Consider the following 21,103-nt stretch of genomic DNA (forward strand, 5'->3'; position numbering starts at 1 on the left):
CCGGCCCCGCTTCCGGAGCGGCTCGACCCACTGGCGAGGAGTTCGGCCGAACCGCTGGCGTTCGGCTCCGCCGTCGATCCGGCGAGCGGCTCCCCGGTCCGGCTGTCCCAGCAGCCCCAGCCGGCGGCGTAACCGGCCGGCGGTGTCTCAGGACGCGGACCGGCGTCCCCGCGCGGCGTACGCCTGCCGGCTCGACGGCCCTGGCCCGCGGTCGGCGGGGAGCGGACGGTCCGTGAAGAAGTGGGCCGCCAACTCGGCCACGTCGTCGGCGCGTTCGAGGACCACCCAGTGGTCGGCGTCGGCGAGGGTGAGGAACCGGCTGCCCTCGACGGTCGCGGCGAACTCCCGCTGGCGCGCCGGGGAGGTTACCGTGTCGTGCTCGCCGGCGAAGACGAGCGCCGGCACCCCCCGGAGCCCGCCGGAGAAGTCGGGCCGGTCCCCCAGCGCCCGTACCAGGGAGTCCGCCGCGTGCGGCGAGGTGCGCAGGGCGTGCAGGAAGGACCGTCGTACGTAGCGCTGGGCCAACGCCCCCCGGTGGACGTACCGTTCGGGGTCCGTGCACATCAGCGCCTCGGCCGCCAGGGTGGCGAGTCCGTCCGGGTCGCCCGCCGCCATCCGTTCCACCGCCCGCTGCCAGTGGTCGCGTTGGGCCGCGGAGATGTGTGTGGGGACTCCGCCCAGCGCGAGCCGGGCGACCCTGTCGGGGTGGTGGCGGGCCCAGTCGAAGGCGATCGCGGTGCCGTAGGAGAAACCGAAGAGGTTGATCCGCGGGGCGCCGAGATCCTCGACGATCCGGGTGACGGCCTCCCGCAGCAGTCCGGCGCTCGGCCCGGGCGGCAGCGCGCCGGCGCTGCCCATACCGGGGAGGTCCGCGGTCACCACGTCGGCGAGCGGGCCGAGGTGGTCGTCCATCTGGGGCCACCCGTACATCCCCTGGAGCGCACCGCCGAGCACCACGACCGGCTCGGTGACGGCGGCCGCGGGCCGGGGGGCACCGGAATCACGCGGGGCTGGCGGGCCCGCGGGGGGAGCGCCGTGCGCCGCCCTGTCCGGGCCGGCATCCGGGCCCGGCACCAGCGGCGCGGGTGCTCCCCGGCAGGTCAGCCGGCGGTAGCCGAACGGCACCCCCCGCACCGTCAGCGAGCGGATGATCTCCTCGCCCATGATCGGCCTCCTTCCGCCTCAGGCCCGGCCGAGGATGAGGGCCGCGTTGTGGCCGCCGAAGCCGAGCGAGGTCTTCGCGGCATACTCGAACGTGTGCCGCCTGGCCTCCTTGCCCACCACCTCGACCGGGATCTCCGGATCCGGGGCCTCCAGGTTGACGGTCGGCGGCACGAGCTGGTGCTGGAGCGCGAGGACGGTGAGGGCGGTCTCGATGCCGCCGGCGGCTCCCAGGGTGTGGCCGGTCATCGCCTTGGTGGAGGTGACGAGGGCCTGGTCGCCGAGGACCCGGTGGAGCACGGTCGCCTCGATCAGGTCGTTGGCCACGGTCGACGTGCCGTGCGCGTTGACGTGGCCGATGTCCCGGCCGGTGAGCCCGGCGTCGGCGAGGGCGGTGCGCAGCGCGCGTTCGACGCCCAGCCCTTCGGGCTCGGGCGCGACGGTCGAGAAGGCGTCGCTGGCCGCCCCGTACCCGCTGACCCGGGCCCGGACCTCGGCGCCCCGGGCGCGGGCGTGCTCGGGGTGTTCCATGACCAGGAGCCCGGCGCCCTCGCCCACCACGAAGCCGTCCCGGTGGATGTCGAAGGGGCGGCAGGCGGAAGCCGGGTCGTCCCGCCGGGTGGAGACCGCCTTCATCTGGCAGGCGCTGGCGATCAGCAGACGGGAGCAGACCGACTCGGCGCCGCCCGCGATCACGATGTCGCAGGCGCCGGTGCGCAGCAGTTGGTGCGCCGTCCCGATGGCGACGGTGCCGGAGGAACAGGCGGTGGAGACGGCCAGACTGGGACCGTGGACGGCGAGGTCGAGGGTGACGCTGCTGGCGGCGCCGTTGACGACGACGAGGGGGGCGAGCTTCGGTGAGACCCGGCGCGGGCCGCGCTCGCCGAGGATGGAGTGCTGTTCGTCGTAGAAGGGGAGGCCGCCGTGGGCCGAGCCGATCACGACACCGACCCGGGCGCTCTCCCAGACCGAGGGGTCGAGTCCGGCATCGGCGACGGCCTCGCGGGCGGCGATGACGGCGAGTTGGGAGAAGCGGTCCATGAGCCGCTGGGCGGCGACGCCGAGTTCGGCGCGGGTGTCCAGACCGGTGACGGTGTAGAAGAAGTCGCAGGGCAGGCCCTCGAGTTCACTCCGGTGCGGCACCGAGGGGCCGGCTCCCTCGCCGCGGACACCGAGCCAGGAGGCTTCCGCTCCGACCCCGGCGGCGGTGACCAGGCCGATACCGGTGACGGCGGCGTGGAAGGGCTCCGGGCGGGGGCGCGTCCACCGCCCGGGGGCCGGGCGGCCCGTCATGCGGTGACCTTCTCGTGCACGGCGGCGACGAGCCGGCCGACGGTGTCGCGGGAGGTGAGCTCGACGTCCTCCAGGTCGACGTCCATCCGGTCCTCGATGAGCAGCCTCAGCTCTTCCAGCGCGAGGGAGTCCAGGCGTAGCCGGCGGAGCGGCACATCCTCCCCGATCGACTCGGGGTCGGTGCCGAAGTTCGACACCAGCAGGTCGGTGATGTGGTCCGAGGTGCTCATGGCGCGCTCCTCCGCTCGGGGACGCGGTGACGCCTGCCGCGTGGGGGATGAGGTGGGCCATCGGGGGACGCCGGCTGCTCCGAAGGGCCCTTTATACGCCTTCGCGGAGCATGATCGGCCCCGCGTTCCCCCGTGCGGTGGGGGTCTGGGCAGGTGTACGAATCCCGGAGTGCCTCCGGGGCGGTGACCGCCGTCCCGGAGGTGCCCCGAGCGGTTCACGGACCGACGCCCAACGCCCCGGGTTACGACCCGCCTTGGCCCCGTACACTCCGCGATCATGACAACGGAATCGCTGCCCGTGAAAGCCTCGGCGACCGAGGACCCCGCTCTCTTCACGACCATGTCCACCATGCGCGCCATGCGCCGCCTCTCGCCGGAGCCGGTGCCCTTCCCGACGCTGGAGCGGTTGGTCCAGGCGGCCGTCTGGGGCCCCAGCGGCGGCAACATGCAGGCGTACGAGTACGTCGTCGTCACCGACCGGCTGGTGATGGCGGAGCTGGCACCGCTGTGGAAGCGGTGCGTGGACGCCTACCTGGCGACGACCGGGAAGTACGCCCCCCGGGGCATGGACGAGGCGGCGTACGGCCGGATGGTCGCGGCGATCGAGTACCAGCGCGACCACTTCGCCGAGACGCCCGCGCTCGTCGTGCCGTGTTACCGGTTCCCCGAGCCCCGCCTGGACGAGGAGGGCCTGATCGCGTCCGCGGTGGCACTGGGCCCGGTGGCGAGCGAGCGCCTGATGGCCACCCAGGAGCGCTTCCAGGCGCTGGCGGAGGGCTCCTGCGTCTATCCGGGGGTGCAGAACCTGCTGCTGGCCGCCCGGGGACTGGGTCTCGCGGCCAACGTGACCATCTGGCACCTGATGCTGGAGCAGGAGTGGAAGGAAGCGCTCGGCATCCCCGAGGAGATGCGGACCTTCGCCGCCATTCCGGTGGGGTGGCCGAAGGGGAACTTCGGCCCCGTTCGCCGCCGCCCGGTCGCCGAGGTACTGCACCGCGACCGCTGGTAGACCCGAGTTCCGCGGCGTCCGCCTCCCCCTGCGGGGGGCGGACGCCATGCTGTGCTGCCGTTACGTCAGTTCTGTTGCTCCGATGGGGTGTTGGTCCGGCGAGCCGCACACGGGCGTCGTTGTCATGCATTCTTCAGATGGATAGCCTGAGCCCGCTCGGCAGCCCCGGCCCACCCCACCGGACCGAGGGCCTCCTCTCCCCCCACACCCCTGCAGGAGCAGACATGCCCAGACGCCCCGCGGACCTGACCGGCGCCCCCTCGCCCGCCCCCGGACGCCCCGTGGTCTCCGCGCGCCGTCGCGCCTCGGCCCTGGCGGCCCTGACCGTCGCGGCCGTCGTCGCGGCGGGGCAGCCCGCCCTCGCCTCCGCCGCACCGGACCCGGCCGGCGGCTCCCTGAACCGGGCCTTCGCCCGCGCCTCCACCGAATACGGCGTGCCCCGCGACCTGCTCGCGGCGGTCGGCTACGGCGAGACGCACTTCGACGGGCACCACGGACTCCCCAGCCAGGACAACGGCTACGGCGTCATGCACCTGGTGAGCAACCCGACCAACCGGTCCCTGGAGAAGGCCGCGGCCCTCACCGGCCTCCCCGCCGCCCAGCTGCGCGAGAACACCGAGAAGAACGTCTTGGGCGGCGCCGCCGTACTCCGGGCGCACGCCGACTCCCTCGGCCTCGACCGGACCGAGCGGCTCGACGTCGACGCCTGGTACCCGGCCGTCGCCGAGTACGGCGGTGCCACCGGGCCGGCCGCCGCGCTCTACGCCGACGCGGTCTACTCCTTCCTCGCCGGCGGCCTGCGGGGGAAGACCCCCGAGGGCGAGGAGATCACCGTCACCTCGCGTCCGGTCTCCCCGGAGAAGGGCGCCCTCGCACCGTCCGACGTCAGCACCCGGTCGGCCGACTATCCCTCCGCGCTCTGGGTGCCCGCCGCCTCCACCAACTACAAGGCGGGCCGGACAGCGGACATCGACAAGGTCGTCATCCACGTCACCCAGGGGTCGTACGCGGGCTCCATCAGCTGGTTCCAGAACCCCGCGGCCGTGGTCAGCGCCCACTACGTGATCCGGTCCTCGGACGGCCAGATCACCCAGATGGTGCGTGACAGCGACACCGCCTACCACGCGAAGAGCGCGAACGCCTCGGCCCTGGGCATCGAGCACGAGGGGTGGATCGACGACCCGACCTGGTTCACCGACGCGATGTACCGCTCCTCGGCGGCGCTCACCCGCTACCTCTGCGACCGTCACGGCATCGCGAAGGACCGGGCGCACATCATCGGGCACAGCGAGGCCCCCGGGAACGACCACACTGACCCGGGCGCGTACTGGGACTGGACCCTCTACATGCAGCTGGTCGGCGGGACCACCGGCGGGGCCGCGGACGCGCTGAGCTTCCCCTCGTACACGGCCCAGCAGTCCGGCTCCAGCGGCGCCCAGGTCAAGGCGGTGCAGCAGCTCCTCAACACGCAGGGCTACGAGGCCGGTCCGGTGGACGGGGTGTTCGGCTCCGGCACCCGGACGGCGGTCCAGGCCTTCCAGCGGGCCCGCGGACTGGACGCGGACGGCATCGTGGGCGCCAGGACCTGGACGGCCCTGCTCTCGGCCGGCACCACCCCGGTCCTGCGGCAGGGCAGCACCGGGGACGACGTCCGGCGTCTGCAGCGGGCGCTGACGGCGGCCCTCGGTTCGACCGTCCCCGTCGACGGTACCTTCGGGCCGGGCACCGCCACGGCCGTGCGCAGCTTCCAGACCGGCCACGGGCTGACGGTGGACGGCATCGTCGGCGGGGCCACCTGGACGGCCCTCCAGTCGGGCAGCTGACCCCGGAGGGACATGCGGACGTGCGGAGGCGGGCCGGCGGCGGACGCCGGTCCGCCTCCGCACGTCCGCCGCCGGGGTTCCCGCGCGTGCGCTCCCGCGACCGGTCCGCGCACCGTCGCCGCGCGGACGCCGGGCGCCCCGGCGGGTGGCTCGGACTACCGCCCCGTCGGCCCGGCTCGGTAGGGTACGGCCCATGTTCCTCCTCCGTGCCTAGGACACCGCCCCGCGTCCGCTCCCACCCCGTGGCAGCGGCACTCCGGTGTCCCCGCACGCCCGCGGCGCCCTCGCGCGCGCCGCCTCTTCGAGGAACGACCATGTCTTCGCCTTCGTACGGTGCCGTCCTCGGCACGCCCCTCGTCCGTTCGGCTTTCGCCGCCTCCCTGGTGGGACGCCTCTCCTACGGGGCGGTCCCGCTCTCGCTGATGCTCGCCGTCAACGGTGCGGCCGGCTCCTACGCGGTGGCGGGGACCGCCCTGGCGCTCTTCGGCGCCGCCAGTGTGGTCCTCTCCCCCGCCCGGGCCGCCCTCGTCGACCGGTACGGAACCCGCCGGGCCCTGCCGCCGATGGCCGGGGTCTACGCCGTCCTGCTCACCCTGCTGGCCCGGGAGACGTGGCGACCGGGGGCGGCCTCCTGGTGGCTCGTCGCCCTGTCGGTGGCCGCCGGGTGCTGCACTCCCCCGATGGGACCGGTGATGCGCGCCCTGTGGAGCGGCCTGCTCACCGACCGCGATCTGCTGCGCCGGGCGTACAGCCTGGACGCGGTGTCCGAAGAACTGCTCTACGTCGGTGGCCCGTTGCTGGTCGGACTGCTGGTCGTCCACACCGGCCCGGCGGTGGGCCTCGCCCTGGCGGCCGGCCTGGTCCTGGCGGGGGCGTTGACGCTCGCCCACTCCCCGGCCGTCCGGGCGGCGGAGGGCCGGGCCGTACGGGGCGAGGAGGCGGGCGAACGTGCCGACGGCGCCGTCGCCCGGTCCTCGCCGCTCCGGGTGGCGGGGCTGCGCCACGCGATGACGGTCATGGCGGGCGTCGGGCTGGGCCTGGGCGCCATGGACCTGCTGGTCGTGGCGTTCGCGCAGGACCGCCCGCAGGCCGCCGCCCAGGTGCTGGCCGCCCTGTCGGCCGGCAGCGCCGTCGGCGGGCTCGCCCACGGCGCACTGGCCACGACGGACGGGGGCCGGACGCGGGCGGCCGTGCTGACCGGGGCGTTCGGTGCGGCGCTGGCCGTCGCGGGGCTCTCGCCGCACGTGGTCGTGCTGACGGTGGTGGCCGCGGTGGCCGGGCTCTTCGTCTCGCCGGTCCTGACGACCGCGTATCTGCTGGCCGACGCCTCGGTCCCGGACAACGCCCGTACCCGTGCGGGTGCCTGGGCCAACACCGCTTTCAACGCCGGGAGTTCGCTGGGGGCCGCCGGAGCGGGGCTGTGCGTCGACCGGCTGCCGACGACGGTGTGCTTCGCCCTGGCCGCGCTGCCCGCGCTGGGGGCGGCGGTGGCGGTCGCCGGAGGGGCGCGCGGACGCGCTCCCGCGGGCAAGGGGCGGACCGCCCCCGCCGCGTGACCGGGGCGCGGGGCACGCACGCGGGTGGGCTCCGCACCCCGGGCGAGGGGTGCGGAGCCCACCGGTCGTTCTCAGCGTCTGGCGGTCACTTCAGGCCGAAGGCCCGAATGATCTCCTCGTCCACCGCGAGGCCGTCCGGACCCTGTGCGTGCGCCTTGAGGGAGACCGAGGAGGCCCCCCTCCCGGGCGGGGTGAACGTCGTGGTCCACCGGCCGGCCGCCGTCCGGCGGAGCTTCACCGGCTTCCACGTGTCGCCGTCGTCGTAACTGACCTGGAGGGTGGCGCCGGTGGCCCTCACCGCACCGTCCAGCCAGGCCTGCGTCCCGGCGTCGAGGCCGAGTTCGACCGGGGCGCCCGCCCTGACGTCACCGGCGAGGTCGGTGTCGACGTCGAAGTCCAGTTGGATCAGCGGGATGTCGACCTGCGCGTAGCCGCCCTCACCCGCTGCGAGCGCCCCCGAGCGGAACGACCACTCGCTGTGGGTCCGGGTGGAGGTCTTCCAGGTCCCGGCGTCCCGTCGGGAGTCGAGGACCAGCCGGTAGGGCAGCTTCTCGGGCGACAGGTCCCAGGCGAAGCCCGCCCGGCCCGCGCCCTCCTTGATCAGGGTGTTCCCCTGGTAGAAGGCGAATTCGGTGGTGTCGTACTCGTCCATGGGCATCGTGCCGGAGTGGCCCTCGCCCGAGTCGGTCCACGGGGTGATGTTGAACTGCACGTCGTTGTAGGACGTACGGAACGGTCCCCAGAAGCCGGTGCCGAGGCGCGGTCCGGTCACCGGTGCGAACCACTCGTCGCGGTAGGTGCGGCCCGCCGTGTAGTCGAGCGAGGCGCTGCGCATCTCGGCGGCGATGTCGGTCCGCGTGGCGTTGAGGACCGAGTGGTCCTCGTACCAGAAGGAGTCGCCCGGAAGCGGGGTGACCCACTCCTCGCGGACCGCGGGGTACTGCTCGTACTCCGCGAATCCGACGCCCGGGCCGTACTCCGGGATGTCGTAGCGGTAGCCGGCGCCGAGCGTCTTCCGGGCTCCGTAGAAGGTGTTCTCCACCTTGGCGAGCCGGCCCGCGGCGGGGGCGAACTCCAGGGATCGGTCGGGGATGGCACCGTCGTGGCGGTCGACGAGGTCGTAGAGGTAGTCGGCGAACCGCTTCTGGTGCACGCCGATCTTCTGGCCGCGCTGGGCGGCCCTGATCAGGGACCGGCCCGCGACGGCCTGTGCGGAGACGACCGGGATCGCCGAGTCGGTGCCCCACTCGGTGTAGGACTCCATGGCGACCCCGCGCGCGTCGTTGACGACGAAGAGCACTTCGGCTCCCGCCGCGACCGCGTGGGCGAGCCGGTCGGCCGGGGCGACGGCGTCACTGCGGGTGATGACCACGGCCTTGCCCCTGGCCCGGAGTCCACGGTAGGCGGCGGTGCTTCCGTCGCCCGCGTAGACCGCGTCGAGCTTCTGCTCACGGTCCTCGGCGACGACCGAGCCGATCTGGGGGGTGACCGGGACGTCGTCGCCGTCGGCCGTGACGTCGACGTTCTCCTCGCCCAGTCGCCAGCGGGTCAGGAAGCTGAAGCTGCCTCGGGTGACCTTCCCGGTGGGCGCGGCCCACAACTCGTCGTAGGTCAGGGGGATCTGGTAGAGGTCGCGCTGGACGAGCCCGCTGGGGGCCGTCCGGGCCATGTCGTAGCGCAATTGGCGGGTCTCGGTCTCCTGCGGCGCCCTGGCACTGATCTTGCGGGCCTTCGACGCGTCGAGCGTGATGGTCCGCGGGCCGGTACCGAGGATCGTCTCGGGGGCGGCGAGGAAGGCGAGCGCCCGGGAGTCGGCACGGTCACCGTCGACGTCGAGTGCGGTCCAGGCGGTGTAATTGCCCGGGGGGAGCCGAAGGGTGGTGTCCCCGTCGACGTCGACGACGTTCAGCTGGGGGTCTTCGAGGGCCGCGTACACGACCCGGCCCGCCGCCGGTGCGCCCGCACGGTCGCGGAGCTCGATGGTGAGGTCGTAGCGCTCCTCCTCCTTGGACACGGCGAAGCCCGTGTGGGCCACGGTCGCCCCGGTCGTGTCGGTGGCGAGCACCTGGCCCGAGAAGAGGGTGCCCGCGTCGACCCAGGACGGGTCGATCGAGAGCACGGCTTCGGCGGTGGACCCCGCCGGGACGGTCAGCTCCGGGGTGGACAGGGTGTACGCCGGGGAGTCGGAGTCGGTCGCCAGGTGCAGCGTGACGTCCTGCTCACCGGAGTTGGTGTACGTGAGGGTGCGCCGGGCCACCTCGTCCGAGGCCCCGTGCGGCCAGGCGTAGTCGGCGACCTCGACGGAGCCGGTGGCCTCGATCGTGGTGTCGATCGCCGCCTTCACGTCGACGCGGCCGGTCCCCTGCTCGTACGGGGTGTGGGCGGGCAGCCGCCGGGACGAGCTCATCAGCGTGTCCTTGATGCGCGTGCCGGACCAGTCGGGGTGGCGCTGCTTGAGGATGGCGGCGGCGCCGGCGACGTGCGGGGTCGCCATCGACGTACCGTCCATCGACTGGTACATGCCCTCGATGCCGGGTACCGACTGGGAGGCGGCCGCGTTGATGCCGACGCCCGGGGCGGAGATGTCCGGTTTCAGGCCGTGGGTGGTGACCAGCGGACCCATGGAGGAGAACTCCGCGCGGTCGTCCCGCTTGTCGACGGCGGCGACGGTGAGCGCCGTGGCGGCCGAGCCGGGGGCGCTGATGGTGCCGGCGCCGTAGGAGTTGCCGGCCGCGACGACGAAGAGCGGGCCGCCGTCGGCCGACAGTGCGTCGACCGCCTGCGCCATGGGGTCGCTGCCGTCGTCCGGAACAGGGGCCCCGAGGCTCATGGAGACGACGTCGGCGCCTTCGGCCTTCGCCCACTCCATCGCCTCGATGATGCCGGAGTCGGCGCCCTCACCGGTGTCCCCGAGCACCTTGCCGATCAGCAGACCGGCGCCGGGGGCGACGCCCTTGTTGAGGCCGTCGGACGCGGCGCCGGACCCGGCGACGGTGGACGCCACGTGCGTGCCGTGGCCGTTCTTGTCGTCCACCCCCTCGCCGGGGACGAAGCTCTTCGACTCCAGGATGCGGTCCTTGACGTCCGGGTGGTCGGCGTCGATGCCGGTGTCCAGGACCGCGACCTTGATCCCCGTGCCGTCGTACCCCCGCGCCCACGCGGCGGGGGCGTTGATCTGCGGTACCGACTCCGACAGTTGCGCCTTCGCCCGTCCGTCGAGCCAGAGCTTGGTGATTCCCCCGTCCAGCGAACGCGCTTTGTCCGTACGGGAGATGGCGTCCCAGAAGGTGCGCGCCCCGGCCTTCTCCGCCGTGAGCGCCGCCCCGTGGATCGACTCCAGAGTACGTACCTTCCTCGCGCCGTCCGGCGCGGCGGGCAGCGAGCGCGCGAGGGCCGCCGGGTAGGTGGCGATCAGCGGGATGCCAACGGTGCGCTCGTCGTCGTACCCCATCTCGACCAGTGCGGAGATGTCGAAGAGCCGGCGGTCGAGCCTCCCGGCGACGAGGAGGGAGGTCGCCTCGTCGGGCAGGACGTAGAGGTGCTCCCCGGCCTGCTGCACGTGGACGCCGCCGGTGGCACCGTCCGGGCGGTCGACGGTGACGGTCGCTCCGGTTCCGGCACCCTCGACGTAGTGCACGACGTCACCGGTGACGAGGGTGATGTCGTGGCTCTGCGGTTCGGCCGGCTGCGGGGCGTGCGCGCCCGGCCCCCGGGGAGCCGCGGAAAGGGGAGCCGCCGAAGCGGAACCGGCGGCGGGGAGCATGACACCGCTCACCAGCGCGACGGAGGTCGCCATGAGCAGGAGCGTGCGTCCCTGGCGGGCGGGTCTCGCCCGGCCGGAAACGGAGGGTACTGAAAATGTCATGGTGCTGATCTACCGGCAAAGGGCTGCGACCGAGCGGTTTCCCTCTGGCAGGAAACCGCCGTGGCGACTAACCGCCAGACGGGGGACGTGCGTTCACGGCGGCAATGTCCACGCCTGCGGCATTCGGCGGGCGGCCCGGCTCGTGATGGATCGGTGTGCGGGCGCCGGTGAGCCGGGTCCCGCTGCCGCCGTGCCGCTCGGCGACGATCTCGGCCATGATGGAGAGAGCCGTCTCCTCGGGCGTCCGTGCCCCGAGGTCCAGCCCGATCGGCGAGTGCAGCCGCCCCAGTTCGCGCGCCGTGAGGCCCTCCTCCCGCAGGGCCGCCTCCCGGTCCCGGTGGGTGCGCCGGGAGCCCATGGCGCCGACGTAGCCGACTGGCAGCCGGAGCGCGGCCTTCAGCAGCGGCACGTCGAACTTCGGGTCATGGGTGAGGACACAGAGTGCGGTGCGTGCGTCGACCTCGGTCGTGGCGAGGTAGCGGTGCGGCCAGTCGACGACGATCTCGTCGGCCTCGGGGAAGCGCGCGGCGGTGGCGAAGACGGGGCGGGCGTCGCAGACGGTGACCCGGTACCCGAGGAAGGCCGCCGCGCGGGTCAGGGCGGAGGCGAAGTCGACGGCTCCGAAGACGATCATGCGGGGCGGCGGCACGCTCGACTCCACGAGCAGGGTGACCGGCCGCCCGCACAGGGAGCCGTCCGCGCCGACGGTCACCGGGCCGGAGCGCCCGGCCGCCAGCATCGCCCGCGCGTGCGCGGCGACGGCCCGGTGGAAGCCGTCCTGAAGCGACGGATCGTCCATGTCGCTGCACAGCGGTGCGTTGTGCTGAGCGGCGTCCACCACCAGTCCCCGCCCCAGGAGTTCGTCCGGCCCGTGGGTGACCCGGGCGAGGGCGGCGGGCCGGCCGGCCGCCGCCGCGGCGAGCGCCGCCGCCGCGACCGGCCGCCCGGGGTCGCCCGCCCGTACCGGCACGACCAGCACCTCGATGGTCCCGCCGCAGGTGAGACCCGCCGCGAAGGCGTCCTCGTCGCTGAAGCCGAACCGCTCGCGCACGGTGACCCCGTCGTCGAGGGCCTGCCGGCACAGCTCGTACACCGCCCCCTCCACGCAACCGCCCGAGACCGATCCGACCGCCTCACCCGTCCGGTCGACGGCGAGCGCGGCACCCGGCTGCCGGGGCGCGCTCCCGGTGACCGACACGACCGTGGCGACGGCGAACTCCCTTCCCTGCACGGCCCATCGGTGCAGTTCGGCGGCGATGTCCAGCACGGCTCTCTCCTGACGGGGTGGTGACGGCACGGGTGTGGGCTGCGGCGTGGACGGCGGCGCTGCGCCGAGGAGCGCGCTCAGGTGCCCGTGAGGTGCTCGGGTCGGACCGGGGTCCGGTCGAGCGCCAGTCCCGTGGCCGCCCTGATGGCCGCGAGGACCGCCGGGGTGGCCGAGAGGGTGGGCGCCTCGCCGACGCCCCGGAGCCCGTACGGGGCCTCGGAGTCGGCCAGTTCGAGTACGTCGAGGGGGATCGGCGGGGTGTCGAGGATGGTCGGGATCAGGTAGTCGGTGAAGGAGGGGTTGCGGACCCGCGCGGTCTTCGGGTCGACGAGGATCTCCTCCATCACCGCGACACCGAGCCCCTGGGTGCTGCCGCCCTGGATCTGACCGGCGACGGCGAGCGGGTTGAGCGCCCTGCCGACGTCCTGGGCGCAGGCGAGTTCGACGACCTTGACGAGGCCGAGTTCGGTGTCCACCTCCACGACGGCTCGGTGCGCGGCGAAGGAGTACTGCACGTGGCCGTTGCCCTGGCCGGTGTACCGGTCGAAGGGCTGGGTGGGCCGGTGCCGCCACTCCAGCTCCACCTCGATCACCTCGTCCCCCAGCACGTCGGCGAGGCCGGCGAGGGACTCACCGCCGTCGGTGACGACCTCGCCGTTCTCCAGGAGCAGTTCGGCCGTGTGCCAAGCCGGATGGTACGTACCGAACTTGCGGCGGCCCAACGCCAGCACCCGCTCCCGGACGGCCTCGCAGCTGTTCTTGATCGCGCCACCGGTGACGTACGTCTGGCGGGACGCGGAGGTGGAGCCGGCCGAGCCCACCCGGGTGTCGGCGGGCTCGACGGTGACCTGGCCCACGCCGAGTTCGGTGCGCGCGATCTGGCCGTGCACGGTGACGCCGCCCTGGCCGACCTCCGCCATGGCGGTGTGCACGGTGGCGACGGCCTCGCCGTTGATGACCTCCATCCGGACCCGGGCGGTGGAGTAGTCGTCGAACCCCTCGGAGAACCCCACGTTCTTCAGCCCGACGGCGTATCCCACGCCCCGGACGACTCCCTCGCCGTGGGTGGTGTTGGAGAGCCCGCCGGGCAGCGCCCGGACGTCGACGGGGCCCGCACTCGTCCCGCTCCCGGCCGTCAGCCACTGGCGTTCGGGCGGCAGCGGACGGGACTTCACCCGGCGGAGCAGCTCGGCGACGGGCGCGGGCGAGTCGCAGGGCTGGCCGGTGGGCAGCAGGGTGCCCTGCTCCATGGCGTTGAGCTGACGGAACTCCACCGGATGCAGGCCGAGTTCGGCGGCGAGCTTGTCCATCTGCGCCTCGTAGGCGAAGCACGCCTGTACGGCTCCGAAGCCGCGCATCGCCCCGCAGGGCGGGTTGTTGGTGTAGAGGGCCAGCGCCTCGACGTCGACGTCGTCGACCGCGTACGGTCCCACCGAGAGCGAGGCGGCGTTGCCGACGACGGCCGGTGAGGACGAGGCGTACGCCCCGCCGTCCAGCACGATGCGGCACTTCACGTGGGTGAGCTTGCCGTCGCGGGTGGCGCCGTGTTCGTAGGTGAGCCTGGCGGGGTGGCGGTGCACATGGCCGAAGAAGGACTCGAAGCGGTTGTAGACCATCTTGACGGGCTTGCCGGTGCGCAGCGCGAGGAGGCAGGCGTGGATCTGCATGGACAGGTCCTCACGGCCGCCGAAGGCGCCGCCGACGCCGGACAGCGTCATCCGGATCTTCTCCTCGGGGAGTCCGAGGACCGGTGCCATCTGCTTGCGGTCGGAGTGCAGCCACTGGGTCGCGACGTAGAGGTCCACACCGCCGTCCTCGGCGGGCACCGCGAGCCCCGACTCGGGGCCGAGGAAGGCCTGGTCCTGCATGCCGAAGACGTACTCGCCGCGCACGATCACGTCCGCGCGGGCCGCCGCTGCGGCCGCGTCGCCGCGCACGACCGGCTGGCGGTGCACGACGTTGGGGTGCGGGACGTGATCGCTGTAGTGGTCGTCGCGGTCTTCGTGGAGGAGGACGGCGCCGGGTGCGGTGGCGGACGCCTCGTCGGTGACGACGGGCAGCTCCGCGTAGTCGACGCGGATCTTCGCAGCGGCGCGGCGGGCGGTCTCGGGGTGGTCGGCGGCGACCAGCGCGACCGGTTCGCCGTGGTGGCGGACCCGGCCGTGGGCGAGGGCCGGGGTGTCCTGGATCTCCAGGCCGTACGTGGTCACCGCCGTGGGCAGGTCCTCGTGGGTCAGGACCGCGTACACGCCCGGGGTGGCGAGTGCCTCGGCGATGTCGATGGAGATGATCTCGGCGTGTGCGGTGGTGGAGCGCAGGGTGTGGCCCCAGAGCATGTCCTCGTGCCACATGTCGGAGGAGTAGGCGAACTCCCCGGTGACCTTGAGGGTGCCGTCCGGGCGCGGGGCGGACTCGCCGATGCCGCCGGGGGTCCCCGGGCCCCGGGTCGGTGCGAGCCGTTCCGGGGAGTCCTGGGCGGGGCCTGCGGGGCCGCCGGTGGTCGTCATGATCGGTCCGCCTGTCCGGAACGGGCGGCCGCGAGGCGGACCGCGTCGAGGATCTTCTCGTAGCCGGTGCACCGGCAGAGGTTGCCGGAGAGCGCCTCGCGGATGTCCTGGTCGGTCGGGGAGGGCCGCTGCTCCAGCAGTTCGTCGGCGGCGACCAGCAGCCCGGGGGTGCAGAAGCCGCACTGCACGGCTCCGGCGTCGATGAAGGCCTGCTGGACCGGGGAGAGCGGGGGTCCGTCGGGTCCGGGAGCGGCCTGCCGGCCGGGGGTGTCCTCCGGGGTGGTGCCGTTGCCCGCGCGGTCCTCCGCACGGCGGCGGGCGTGGTCGGCGAGCCCTTCGACGGTGATGACCTCACGGCCCTCGGCCTGCCCGGCGGCGACCAGGCAGGCGCAGACCGGCACCCCGTCGAGGCGTACGGTGCACGAGCCGCATTCGCCCTGCTCGCAGGCGTTCTTGGAGCCGGCCAGCCCCATGCGTTCGCGCAGGACGTAGAGGAGGGACTCGCCTTCCCAGACGTCGTCCGCCTGCTGGGGCCGTCCGTTGACGGTGAAGTTGACGCGCATGGTCAGCGGGCTCCTTCGTGGGTGCGGCCGGCGCGGTACTGCTCCCAGGTCCAGCCGAGGGTGCGGCGGGCCATGACGCCGACGGCGTGCCGGCGGTAGCGGGCGGTGCCGCGTACGTCGTCGATCGGGTTGCAGGCGCCCGCGGCGAGGGTGGCGAACTGCCGGGCGACGGACGGGGTGATGACCGTGCCGCTCTCCCAGAAGCCGCCCTCGTCGAGCGCCGCGCCGAGGAACTCCTCGGCGGCGGTGGCCCGGACCGGGGTGGGCGCCGCGGACCCGATGCCGGTACGGACCGTACGGGTTTCGGGGTGCAGGGCCAGTCCGAAGGCGCAGACCGCGATGACCATGGCGTTGCGCGTGCCGACCTTGGAGAACTGCTGCGGGCCGTCCGCCCGCGCGATGTGCACGGCCCGGATGAGTTCGTCGGGGGCGAGCGCGTTCCGTTTGACGCCGGTGTAGAAGGCGTCGATCGGGATCATCCGGGTGCCGCGTACGGACACCGCCTCGACCTCCGCTCCGGCGGCGAGCAGCGCCGGATGCGCGTCACCCGCCGGGGAGGCGGTGCCGAGGTTGCCGCCGACCCCGCCCCGGTTGCGGATCTGCGGGGAGGCGACGGTGTGCGCGGCGAGCGCCAGTCCGGGCAGCTCGGTCCTGAGGTGTTCCATGATGGCGCTGTACGGCACGGAGGCGCCGAGGCGCACGGTCCGTTCGCCGACCTCCCACTCGGCGAGTTCACCGATCCGGGTCAGGTCGAGCAGGTGGTCCGGACGGCGGTGGTCGAAGTTGATCTCGACCATCACGTCCGTACCGCCCGCCAGAGGCACCGCCGCCGGGTGCGCGGCCTTGGCGGCGAGCGCGTCCTCCCAGTCGGCGGGGCGGAGGAAGTCCATGAGTGGCCCTCTTCTCGATGGCGTGCGCACGGTGGAAGGACCCGCGGGGGGGCCGGGAGCGATCGCTCTTCATCAGTTGTTGACGCAGGGTGGTCCCCAGTACACAAGCCGTGCTCCAACCGGTGCAGTCACCGAAACAATGAAGGAGTTGGCTGGTCTCCTTCCCCGTCTTGTAGATTCGAACAAACGGCGCGGGCCGGAAACCTCGCCGCAATTCACAGGACTCCCGGCACCTACGGAAACAGATCGGCGGCAACGAGATGCGGCTCCGCGCACTGCTGGACACCGACGCGCTCGGGCTGCGGCTGCTCGGTGGCGAGGACGAGCTGGACCGTCCGGTCCGGGGCGTCATGACGACGGACCTGCGCGACCCGAGCCGCTACCTCTCGGGCGGCGAGCTGGTGCTCACCGGGATGGCCTGGCGCCGTGACGCGGCGGACTCGGAACCCTTCGTCCGCACACTCGCGGCGGCCGGCGTCAGCGCCCTCGCGGCGGGCGAGGCCGAGCTGGGCCCCGTACCCGACGACCTGGTCGAGGCCTGCCTCCGCCACCGCCTGCCGCTCTTCGCGGTGAACGAGACGGTTGCCTTCGCGACGATCACCGAGTACGTCGTGCGGCAGGTCTCCGGGGAACGTGCCGGGGACCTGGCCGCCGTCGTGGACCGGCACCGCCGGCTGATGACCTCGGGCCCGGCGGGCGGCGGACCCGAGGTGGTCCTGGACCTGCTCGCCGGCGACCTCTCCCTCTCCGCATGGGTCCTCTCCCCCACCGGGCGCCGGATCGCCGACGCCGGGAAACCGCTGCCGGGCCCGGTCGCGGTGGCGCTCGCCGGTCACCACCTGGCAGCGGCCCGGACCGGCCGCCGGGGGCCGCACGCCGCCTCGGTGGACGGGACGGCCTACGCGCTCTTCCTGATCCGGAACACCGGCCGGGGCACCGGGCCCGTCCTCCCGGACGCGCGCCGGGACGCACGCGGGTCCTCCCTCTCGGAGTGGTTCCTGGCGGTGGAGGCCGATCCGGGCGACTGGCCCGAGGCCCGGCTGGACCTGCTCCAGGGCGTCACCCAGCTGATCGCCGTCGAACGCGACCGGCGCGACGCCGCGCGGGCGGTACGGCGCCGGCTCGCCCAGGAGGTGCTGGAACTCGTGCAGGCCGGCGCTGCCCCGGCCGAGATCGCCGCCCGGCTGCGGGTGGCGGCGCCGGTGCTGCTGCCCGGCCTCGGTACCGCGCCGCACTGGCAGGTGGTGGTGGCACGGGTGGAGTGGGACGCGCCGGACGGCGGCGCGGCCGCTCCGGCCCGCAGGGACGCGCGGGACGGGGCCGGCGGTCCGGTCGCCCAGGCGCTGCTGGAGGAGATCCTGGTCGACCCGGCGGTGACCGGGCCGGATTCGGCCGACCGGATAGCGGTGGCGTACACGGACGACGAGGCCGTCGCGCTCGTACCCCTGCCGGCCGTCGGCCCGGCGGGGCCCGCCGCCGGCGCGGCGCCCGAGGGGAGCGCCGGCGGCTTCGGCGTGGACCCCGCCCTGCGCGCGGGCGCCCTGCTGGAGACGGTCCGCGAGCCGCTCTCGGCGGGGCTGGCGGAGGACGGTCGGCTCACCCTGGGCGTCAGCGCGGCCGTCCACTCGGCCGAAGGGCTGCGCGGGGCGCTGGAGGAGGCCCGGCACGCCCGCAGGGTGGCGGCGGCCCGCCCCGGACGCGTCTGCGCGGCCGGCCACGACGAGCTCGCCTCCCACGTCCTGCTGCTGCCGTTCGTGCCCGACGACGTACGCCGGGCCTTCACGGCGCGGCTGCTGGACCCGCTGCGCCTCTACGACCAGCGCCACCGCGCCGAGCTGATCCCGACCCTGGAGGCGTTCCTCGACTGCGACGGCTCCTGGACCCGCTGTGCGACCCGTCTGCACCTGCACGTCAACACGCTGCGCTACCGCGTCGGCCGGATCGAGCAGTTGACGGGCCGTGATCTCGCGCGCCTGGAGGACAAGCTCGATTTCTTCCTCGCCCTGCGCATGAGCTGACCTTCCTCGTCCGGCCGTGCCCCGCCCAAGCCGCACAAGGGCGGGGCCGGTTTGTGAAATCTTTCACCTGAACCTGCCCCGCCCTCTTGGCCGGACTGCCGATCCGTGCTGAGATGCGCCCACACTCAACAGCTCGATGGCGCGCTCGGGGAGGCAATGTGGCGTCCACCGCCATGTCTGGGTCCGGAACGACAGCCGATGACGAACCTCCTCTCCTGACCGCCGTGTGGCGGCTGCGTTCGCGCGCCTGCTGGACGGACGCGGCCGCGCTGCTCGGACCGGCGGCCGCGACCGACCCGGCGGCGGCTCTCCAGCGCTCCGCCCTGCTGACCGAGCGCTGCCTCTACACGACCGAGGGCTGGACCGACGCCGAGGAGGCACTGCGGGCCGCCGAGGCGCTCGCCAGGGACGACTCGGAGCGGGGGGCCGCCGCCTGTGAGCGCGGTTACCTGGCGTACGCCTCCACCCTGCTCGGCGTACGCGACCGGGCCGACGAGGCCTCCGTGGCGCTGAGCCGGGCGGCGGCGCTGCTCGCTCCCGGCGCGCCGGGCCGGCCGCTGCTGGACTTCCGGCGCGGGCTGATCGCCCAGAACATCGCCCAGGCGCCCGACTCCGCGCGGGCCGCGTTCCGGCGGGCGCACACGGGCGCCACCGCCCGGGGGGACGCGTTACTGCTCTCCTTCACCTGGCGCCACCTGGCGTCCCTCGCCCTCAGCGAGGGGGACCTGCCCCAGGCACGCCACGGCTTCGCGGAGTCGCTGCGGATACGGGAGGAGCTGGGTTACCTGGTCGGGACGGCGCCCGCGCTGATCTCCCTCGCCCAGACCGAGACGGAACCGGTGGCGACCCGGCTGCGCGCCGAGGCGGGCCGCCTCTTCCGGCTGCTGGGCGGCGTGCCCACCTGGCTCGCTCCCCTGCTCGACCCGCCGCCGGAACCCGAGGTCGCGGCGGCGAACTGATCCCGGTCCTCCGGCCGGGCCGGGGTGGCCCCGGCCCGGCAGGGGTCCCCGGCCCTACGCGGGTGCCCGGCCCTACGCGGGTGCCCTGCCCTACGCGGGGTCCGCCGGGCTCCCGTAGTGCTCCGCGACCAGGGCCCGTACGGCCGGCAGGTCGCCGGCGATCAGTGCGTCCAGCAGCGCCGTGTGCTGCGCCGCGTCGGCCCGCAGGCGGGCCGGGGCGCTCCCGGGCCGCGGGGCGGGACAGCGGCGGTGCAGGTCGTCGGCGAGCGCCACCAGCTGGGCGTTGCCGGCGAACGCCAGCACGGCCAGGTGGAAGGCGCGGTCGCTGCGCGCGTAGGCCGGCCGGTCGCCGGTCGCCGCCGCCGCGACCGTGGCCTCGGCCAGCGGGCGCAGCGTCTTCCAGCTGCAGGCCGGCACGGTCCGGGCGAGCCGCAGCACGACGGGGACCTCGATCAGCGCACGGACCTCGGCCAGTTCCGCCAGCTCGCGCGCGTCCCGCTCGACGACCCGGAAGCCCCGGTTCGGCACGACCTCCACCGCGCCCTCGGCGGCCAGCCGCTGCATCGCCTCGCGGACCGGGGTGGCGGAGACGCCGAAGTCCGCACCGAGGGCGGGGGCGGAGTAGACGTGGCCCGGCACGAGTTCGCCGGTGGCCAGGGCGGACCGCAGGGCCTCCAGGACCTGCCCGCGCACGGAGTGGCGTCGCACGGCCGGCGGGACGGCCGCCTCACCGTGGGCGTGCCCACCCCTGGCCGGACCGCGTCCGGCCTGCTGCGGTACGCGGGGTGCCGGACCGGCTCCGGACGCTCCGGGGTGCTCCGGGTACGCGAAGGACGACAGCGCCTCCCCGTGCGTTCTGCCCTGCTCCACCGGACCTCCTCGTCCCCGCCCCGGGCCGGCCGCGCCGGCCGTGCCACCCGTGCACGATAGGCGCAGGACCCTCACGTTCACACGTGGATCACTTCGGATAAGGTAAGCCTTGCCTGCCAACGATCGTGATTCGGTGGTCCCGCATGAACGTCCCCACAGCTCCTCCCGGCGCCGCGGCCCCGGCCTCCCCGGTGGCCTCCGCGTACGCGCGCCTCGCCGAGGTCTTCCCCGGCCTGCGCACCGACGTGCTCGCCCCCGGAGCGCCCCTGCCCTCCGGGCCGGGCTGGGTGCGCGCGGACCGGCTGGCCTCGGGCGGCGCGGTCGTCGACGCCTTCCTGGAGTGGGACGAGGCGCAGGTCCGGCGCGACTACCAGCAGAGCGCCCGCCCGGACGTCGTGGCGAGCTTCGGACTCCACCGGTACGCCTGGCCCGTCTGCCTGCTGGTGACCCTGCCGTGGTTCCTGCACCGCCGGGTGCCGCGGGTCCCCGTCGAGGACGTGGCGTTCCAGCGTGCGCTGGGGCACTTCGCGGTCCGGGCGGGGGAGTTCGCCTGTCTCCCCGACGACCCGGCGGCCTCGCACCCCGACGCGCGCGTGGTGCCGGACGAGGCGGCGCTCCGCGCCGAGGTGCTGGCCTCCGTCGCCGCCCACATGGGTCCGGTCCTGGAGGGGTTCGGCCCCCGCATGCGGCGGGGGAAGCGGGCGCTGTGGGGCATGGCGACCGACGAGATCGTCGAGGGCCTCTGGTACATCGCCCACCTGCTGGGCGAGGAGACCCGGGCGAGGACCGAGCTGGAGCGTCTCCTGCCGGGCGCCACCAAGCCCTACGTGGGAGCCGCCGGATTCCGCGAACTGACCGGTCCGAACGGCGAGTCGCTGCCCACCCGCGACCGCGCCAGCTGCTGCCTCTTCTACACACTGCGGCCCGAGGACACTTGTGTCACCTGCCCGCGCACCTGCGACAGCGACCGCGTGAAGAGGCTCGCCACCGCCTCCTGATCGACACCACCCGCGCGGGGGAGCTCCCCTCGAATGGAACTCATCGATCTCGTCCGGCAGTTCGACGCAAATGCGGTCACCTGTGCGCTCCGCG

At 74.2% G+C, this 21,103-nt stretch carries 15 protein-coding genes; 6 read left to right on the plus strand and 9 right to left on the minus strand.

Going from position 1 to position 21,103, the window contains the following annotated elements; genetic code table 11:
* Positions 1–147 precede the first annotated feature (147 nt).
* Genes PZB77_RS04830 through PZB77_RS04840 form a run of 3 tightly spaced genes read right to left on the minus strand, consistent with a single transcriptional unit; the run spans position 148 to position 2,684 of the window.
* The gene (locus PZB77_RS04830; protein WP_275491283.1) at positions 148–1,164 is read right to left on the minus strand and encodes an alpha/beta hydrolase; all 1,017 of its coding nucleotides are present in this window, start codon (positions 1,162–1,164) and stop codon (positions 148–150) included.
* Between the two features lie 18 nt (positions 1,165–1,182).
* Complete coding sequence (locus tag PZB77_RS04835) at positions 1,183–2,454, minus strand: beta-ketoacyl-[acyl-carrier-protein] synthase family protein (protein WP_275491284.1); 1,272 nt, start codon at positions 2,452–2,454, stop codon at positions 1,183–1,185.
* Positions 2,451–2,684 (minus strand): acyl carrier protein, encoded by a 234-nt coding sequence (locus PZB77_RS04840; RefSeq protein ID WP_275491286.1) that lies wholly within the window; start codon positions 2,682–2,684, stop codon positions 2,451–2,453. The genes PZB77_RS04835 and PZB77_RS04840 overlap by 4 nt, the downstream gene beginning before the upstream one ends.
* A gap of 277 nt (positions 2,685–2,961) precedes the next feature.
* Here PZB77_RS04840 and PZB77_RS04845 point away from each other — a divergent pair, with 277 nt between their 5' ends.
* The 3 genes from PZB77_RS04845 (at position 2,962) to PZB77_RS04855 (ending at position 7,072) form a co-directional block, all read left to right on the plus strand.
* A complete protein-coding gene (locus tag PZB77_RS04845; protein WP_275491287.1) occupies positions 2,962–3,693 on the plus strand; it encodes a nitroreductase family protein in 732 nt (243 codons plus the stop codon).
* 224 nt (positions 3,694–3,917) lie between these two features.
* Positions 3,918–5,516, plus strand: coding sequence for a peptidoglycan-binding protein (locus PZB77_RS04850; RefSeq protein WP_275491289.1), 1,599 nt, complete (start codon positions 3,918–3,920; stop codon positions 5,514–5,516).
* 314 nt (positions 5,517–5,830) lie between these two features.
* Positions 5,831–7,072, plus strand: a complete 1,242-nt coding sequence (locus PZB77_RS04855; RefSeq protein WP_275491290.1) for an MFS transporter — start codon at positions 5,831–5,833, stop codon at positions 7,070–7,072.
* 85 nt (positions 7,073–7,157) lie between these two features.
* On the opposite strand, the gene PZB77_RS04860 is transcribed toward PZB77_RS04855, so the two are convergent.
* The 5 genes from PZB77_RS04860 to PZB77_RS04880 form a co-directional block, all read right to left on the minus strand.
* Positions 7,158–10,868 (minus strand): S8 family serine peptidase, encoded by a 3,711-nt coding sequence (locus PZB77_RS04860; protein ID WP_275491291.1) that lies wholly within the window; start codon positions 10,866–10,868, stop codon positions 7,158–7,160.
* 136 nt (positions 10,869–11,004) lie between these two features.
* The gene (locus PZB77_RS04865; RefSeq protein WP_275491292.1) at positions 11,005–12,204 is read right to left on the minus strand and encodes an XdhC/CoxI family protein; all 1,200 of its coding nucleotides are present in this window, start codon (positions 12,202–12,204) and stop codon (positions 11,005–11,007) included.
* Between the two features lie 77 nt (positions 12,205–12,281).
* On the minus strand, positions 12,282–14,711 hold the full coding sequence (locus PZB77_RS04870) for a molybdopterin cofactor-binding domain-containing protein (RefSeq protein ID WP_275491293.1): 2,430 nt from the start codon (positions 14,709–14,711) through the stop codon (positions 12,282–12,284).
* Positions 14,708–15,274: a (2Fe-2S)-binding protein gene (locus PZB77_RS04875; RefSeq protein ID WP_275491294.1), complete on the minus strand. Its 567-nt coding sequence runs from the start codon at positions 15,272–15,274 to the stop codon at positions 14,708–14,710. The genes PZB77_RS04870 and PZB77_RS04875 overlap by 4 nt, the downstream gene beginning before the upstream one ends.
* Positions 15,275–15,276: 2 nt before the next feature.
* Complete coding sequence (locus PZB77_RS04880; protein WP_275491295.1) at positions 15,277–16,164, minus strand: FAD binding domain-containing protein; 888 nt, start codon at positions 16,162–16,164, stop codon at positions 15,277–15,279.
* Positions 16,165–16,424: 260 nt separating this feature from the next.
* Here PZB77_RS04880 and PZB77_RS04885 point away from each other — a divergent pair, with 260 nt between their 5' ends.
* Positions 16,425–18,182: a PucR family transcriptional regulator gene (locus PZB77_RS04885; RefSeq protein WP_275491296.1), complete on the plus strand. Its 1,758-nt coding sequence runs from the start codon at positions 16,425–16,427 to the stop codon at positions 18,180–18,182.
* Between the two features lie 173 nt (positions 18,183–18,355).
* Complete coding sequence (locus PZB77_RS04890; protein ID WP_275491297.1) at positions 18,356–19,141, plus strand: hypothetical protein; 786 nt, start codon at positions 18,356–18,358, stop codon at positions 19,139–19,141.
* 90 nt (positions 19,142–19,231) lie between these two features.
* Here PZB77_RS04890 and PZB77_RS04895 read toward each other — a convergent pair whose 3' ends face one another.
* Positions 19,232–19,981 carry a GntR family transcriptional regulator gene (locus PZB77_RS04895; protein ID WP_275495920.1) on the minus strand — a complete coding sequence of 250 codons (750 nt, stop codon included), beginning with the start codon at positions 19,979–19,981 and terminating at the stop codon, positions 19,232–19,234.
* A gap of 173 nt (positions 19,982–20,154) precedes the next feature.
* Here PZB77_RS04895 and PZB77_RS04900 point away from each other — a divergent pair, with 173 nt between their 5' ends.
* On the plus strand, positions 20,155–21,009 hold the full coding sequence (locus PZB77_RS04900; protein WP_275491298.1) for a (2Fe-2S)-binding protein: 855 nt from the start codon (positions 20,155–20,157) through the stop codon (positions 21,007–21,009).
* The last annotated feature ends 94 nt before the right edge of the window (positions 21,010–21,103 follow it).

Origin of the sequence: Streptomyces sp. AM 2-1-1, from assembly GCF_029167645.1 — a bacterium.
Lineage (GTDB): Bacteria > Actinomycetota > Actinomycetes > Streptomycetales > Streptomycetaceae > Streptomyces.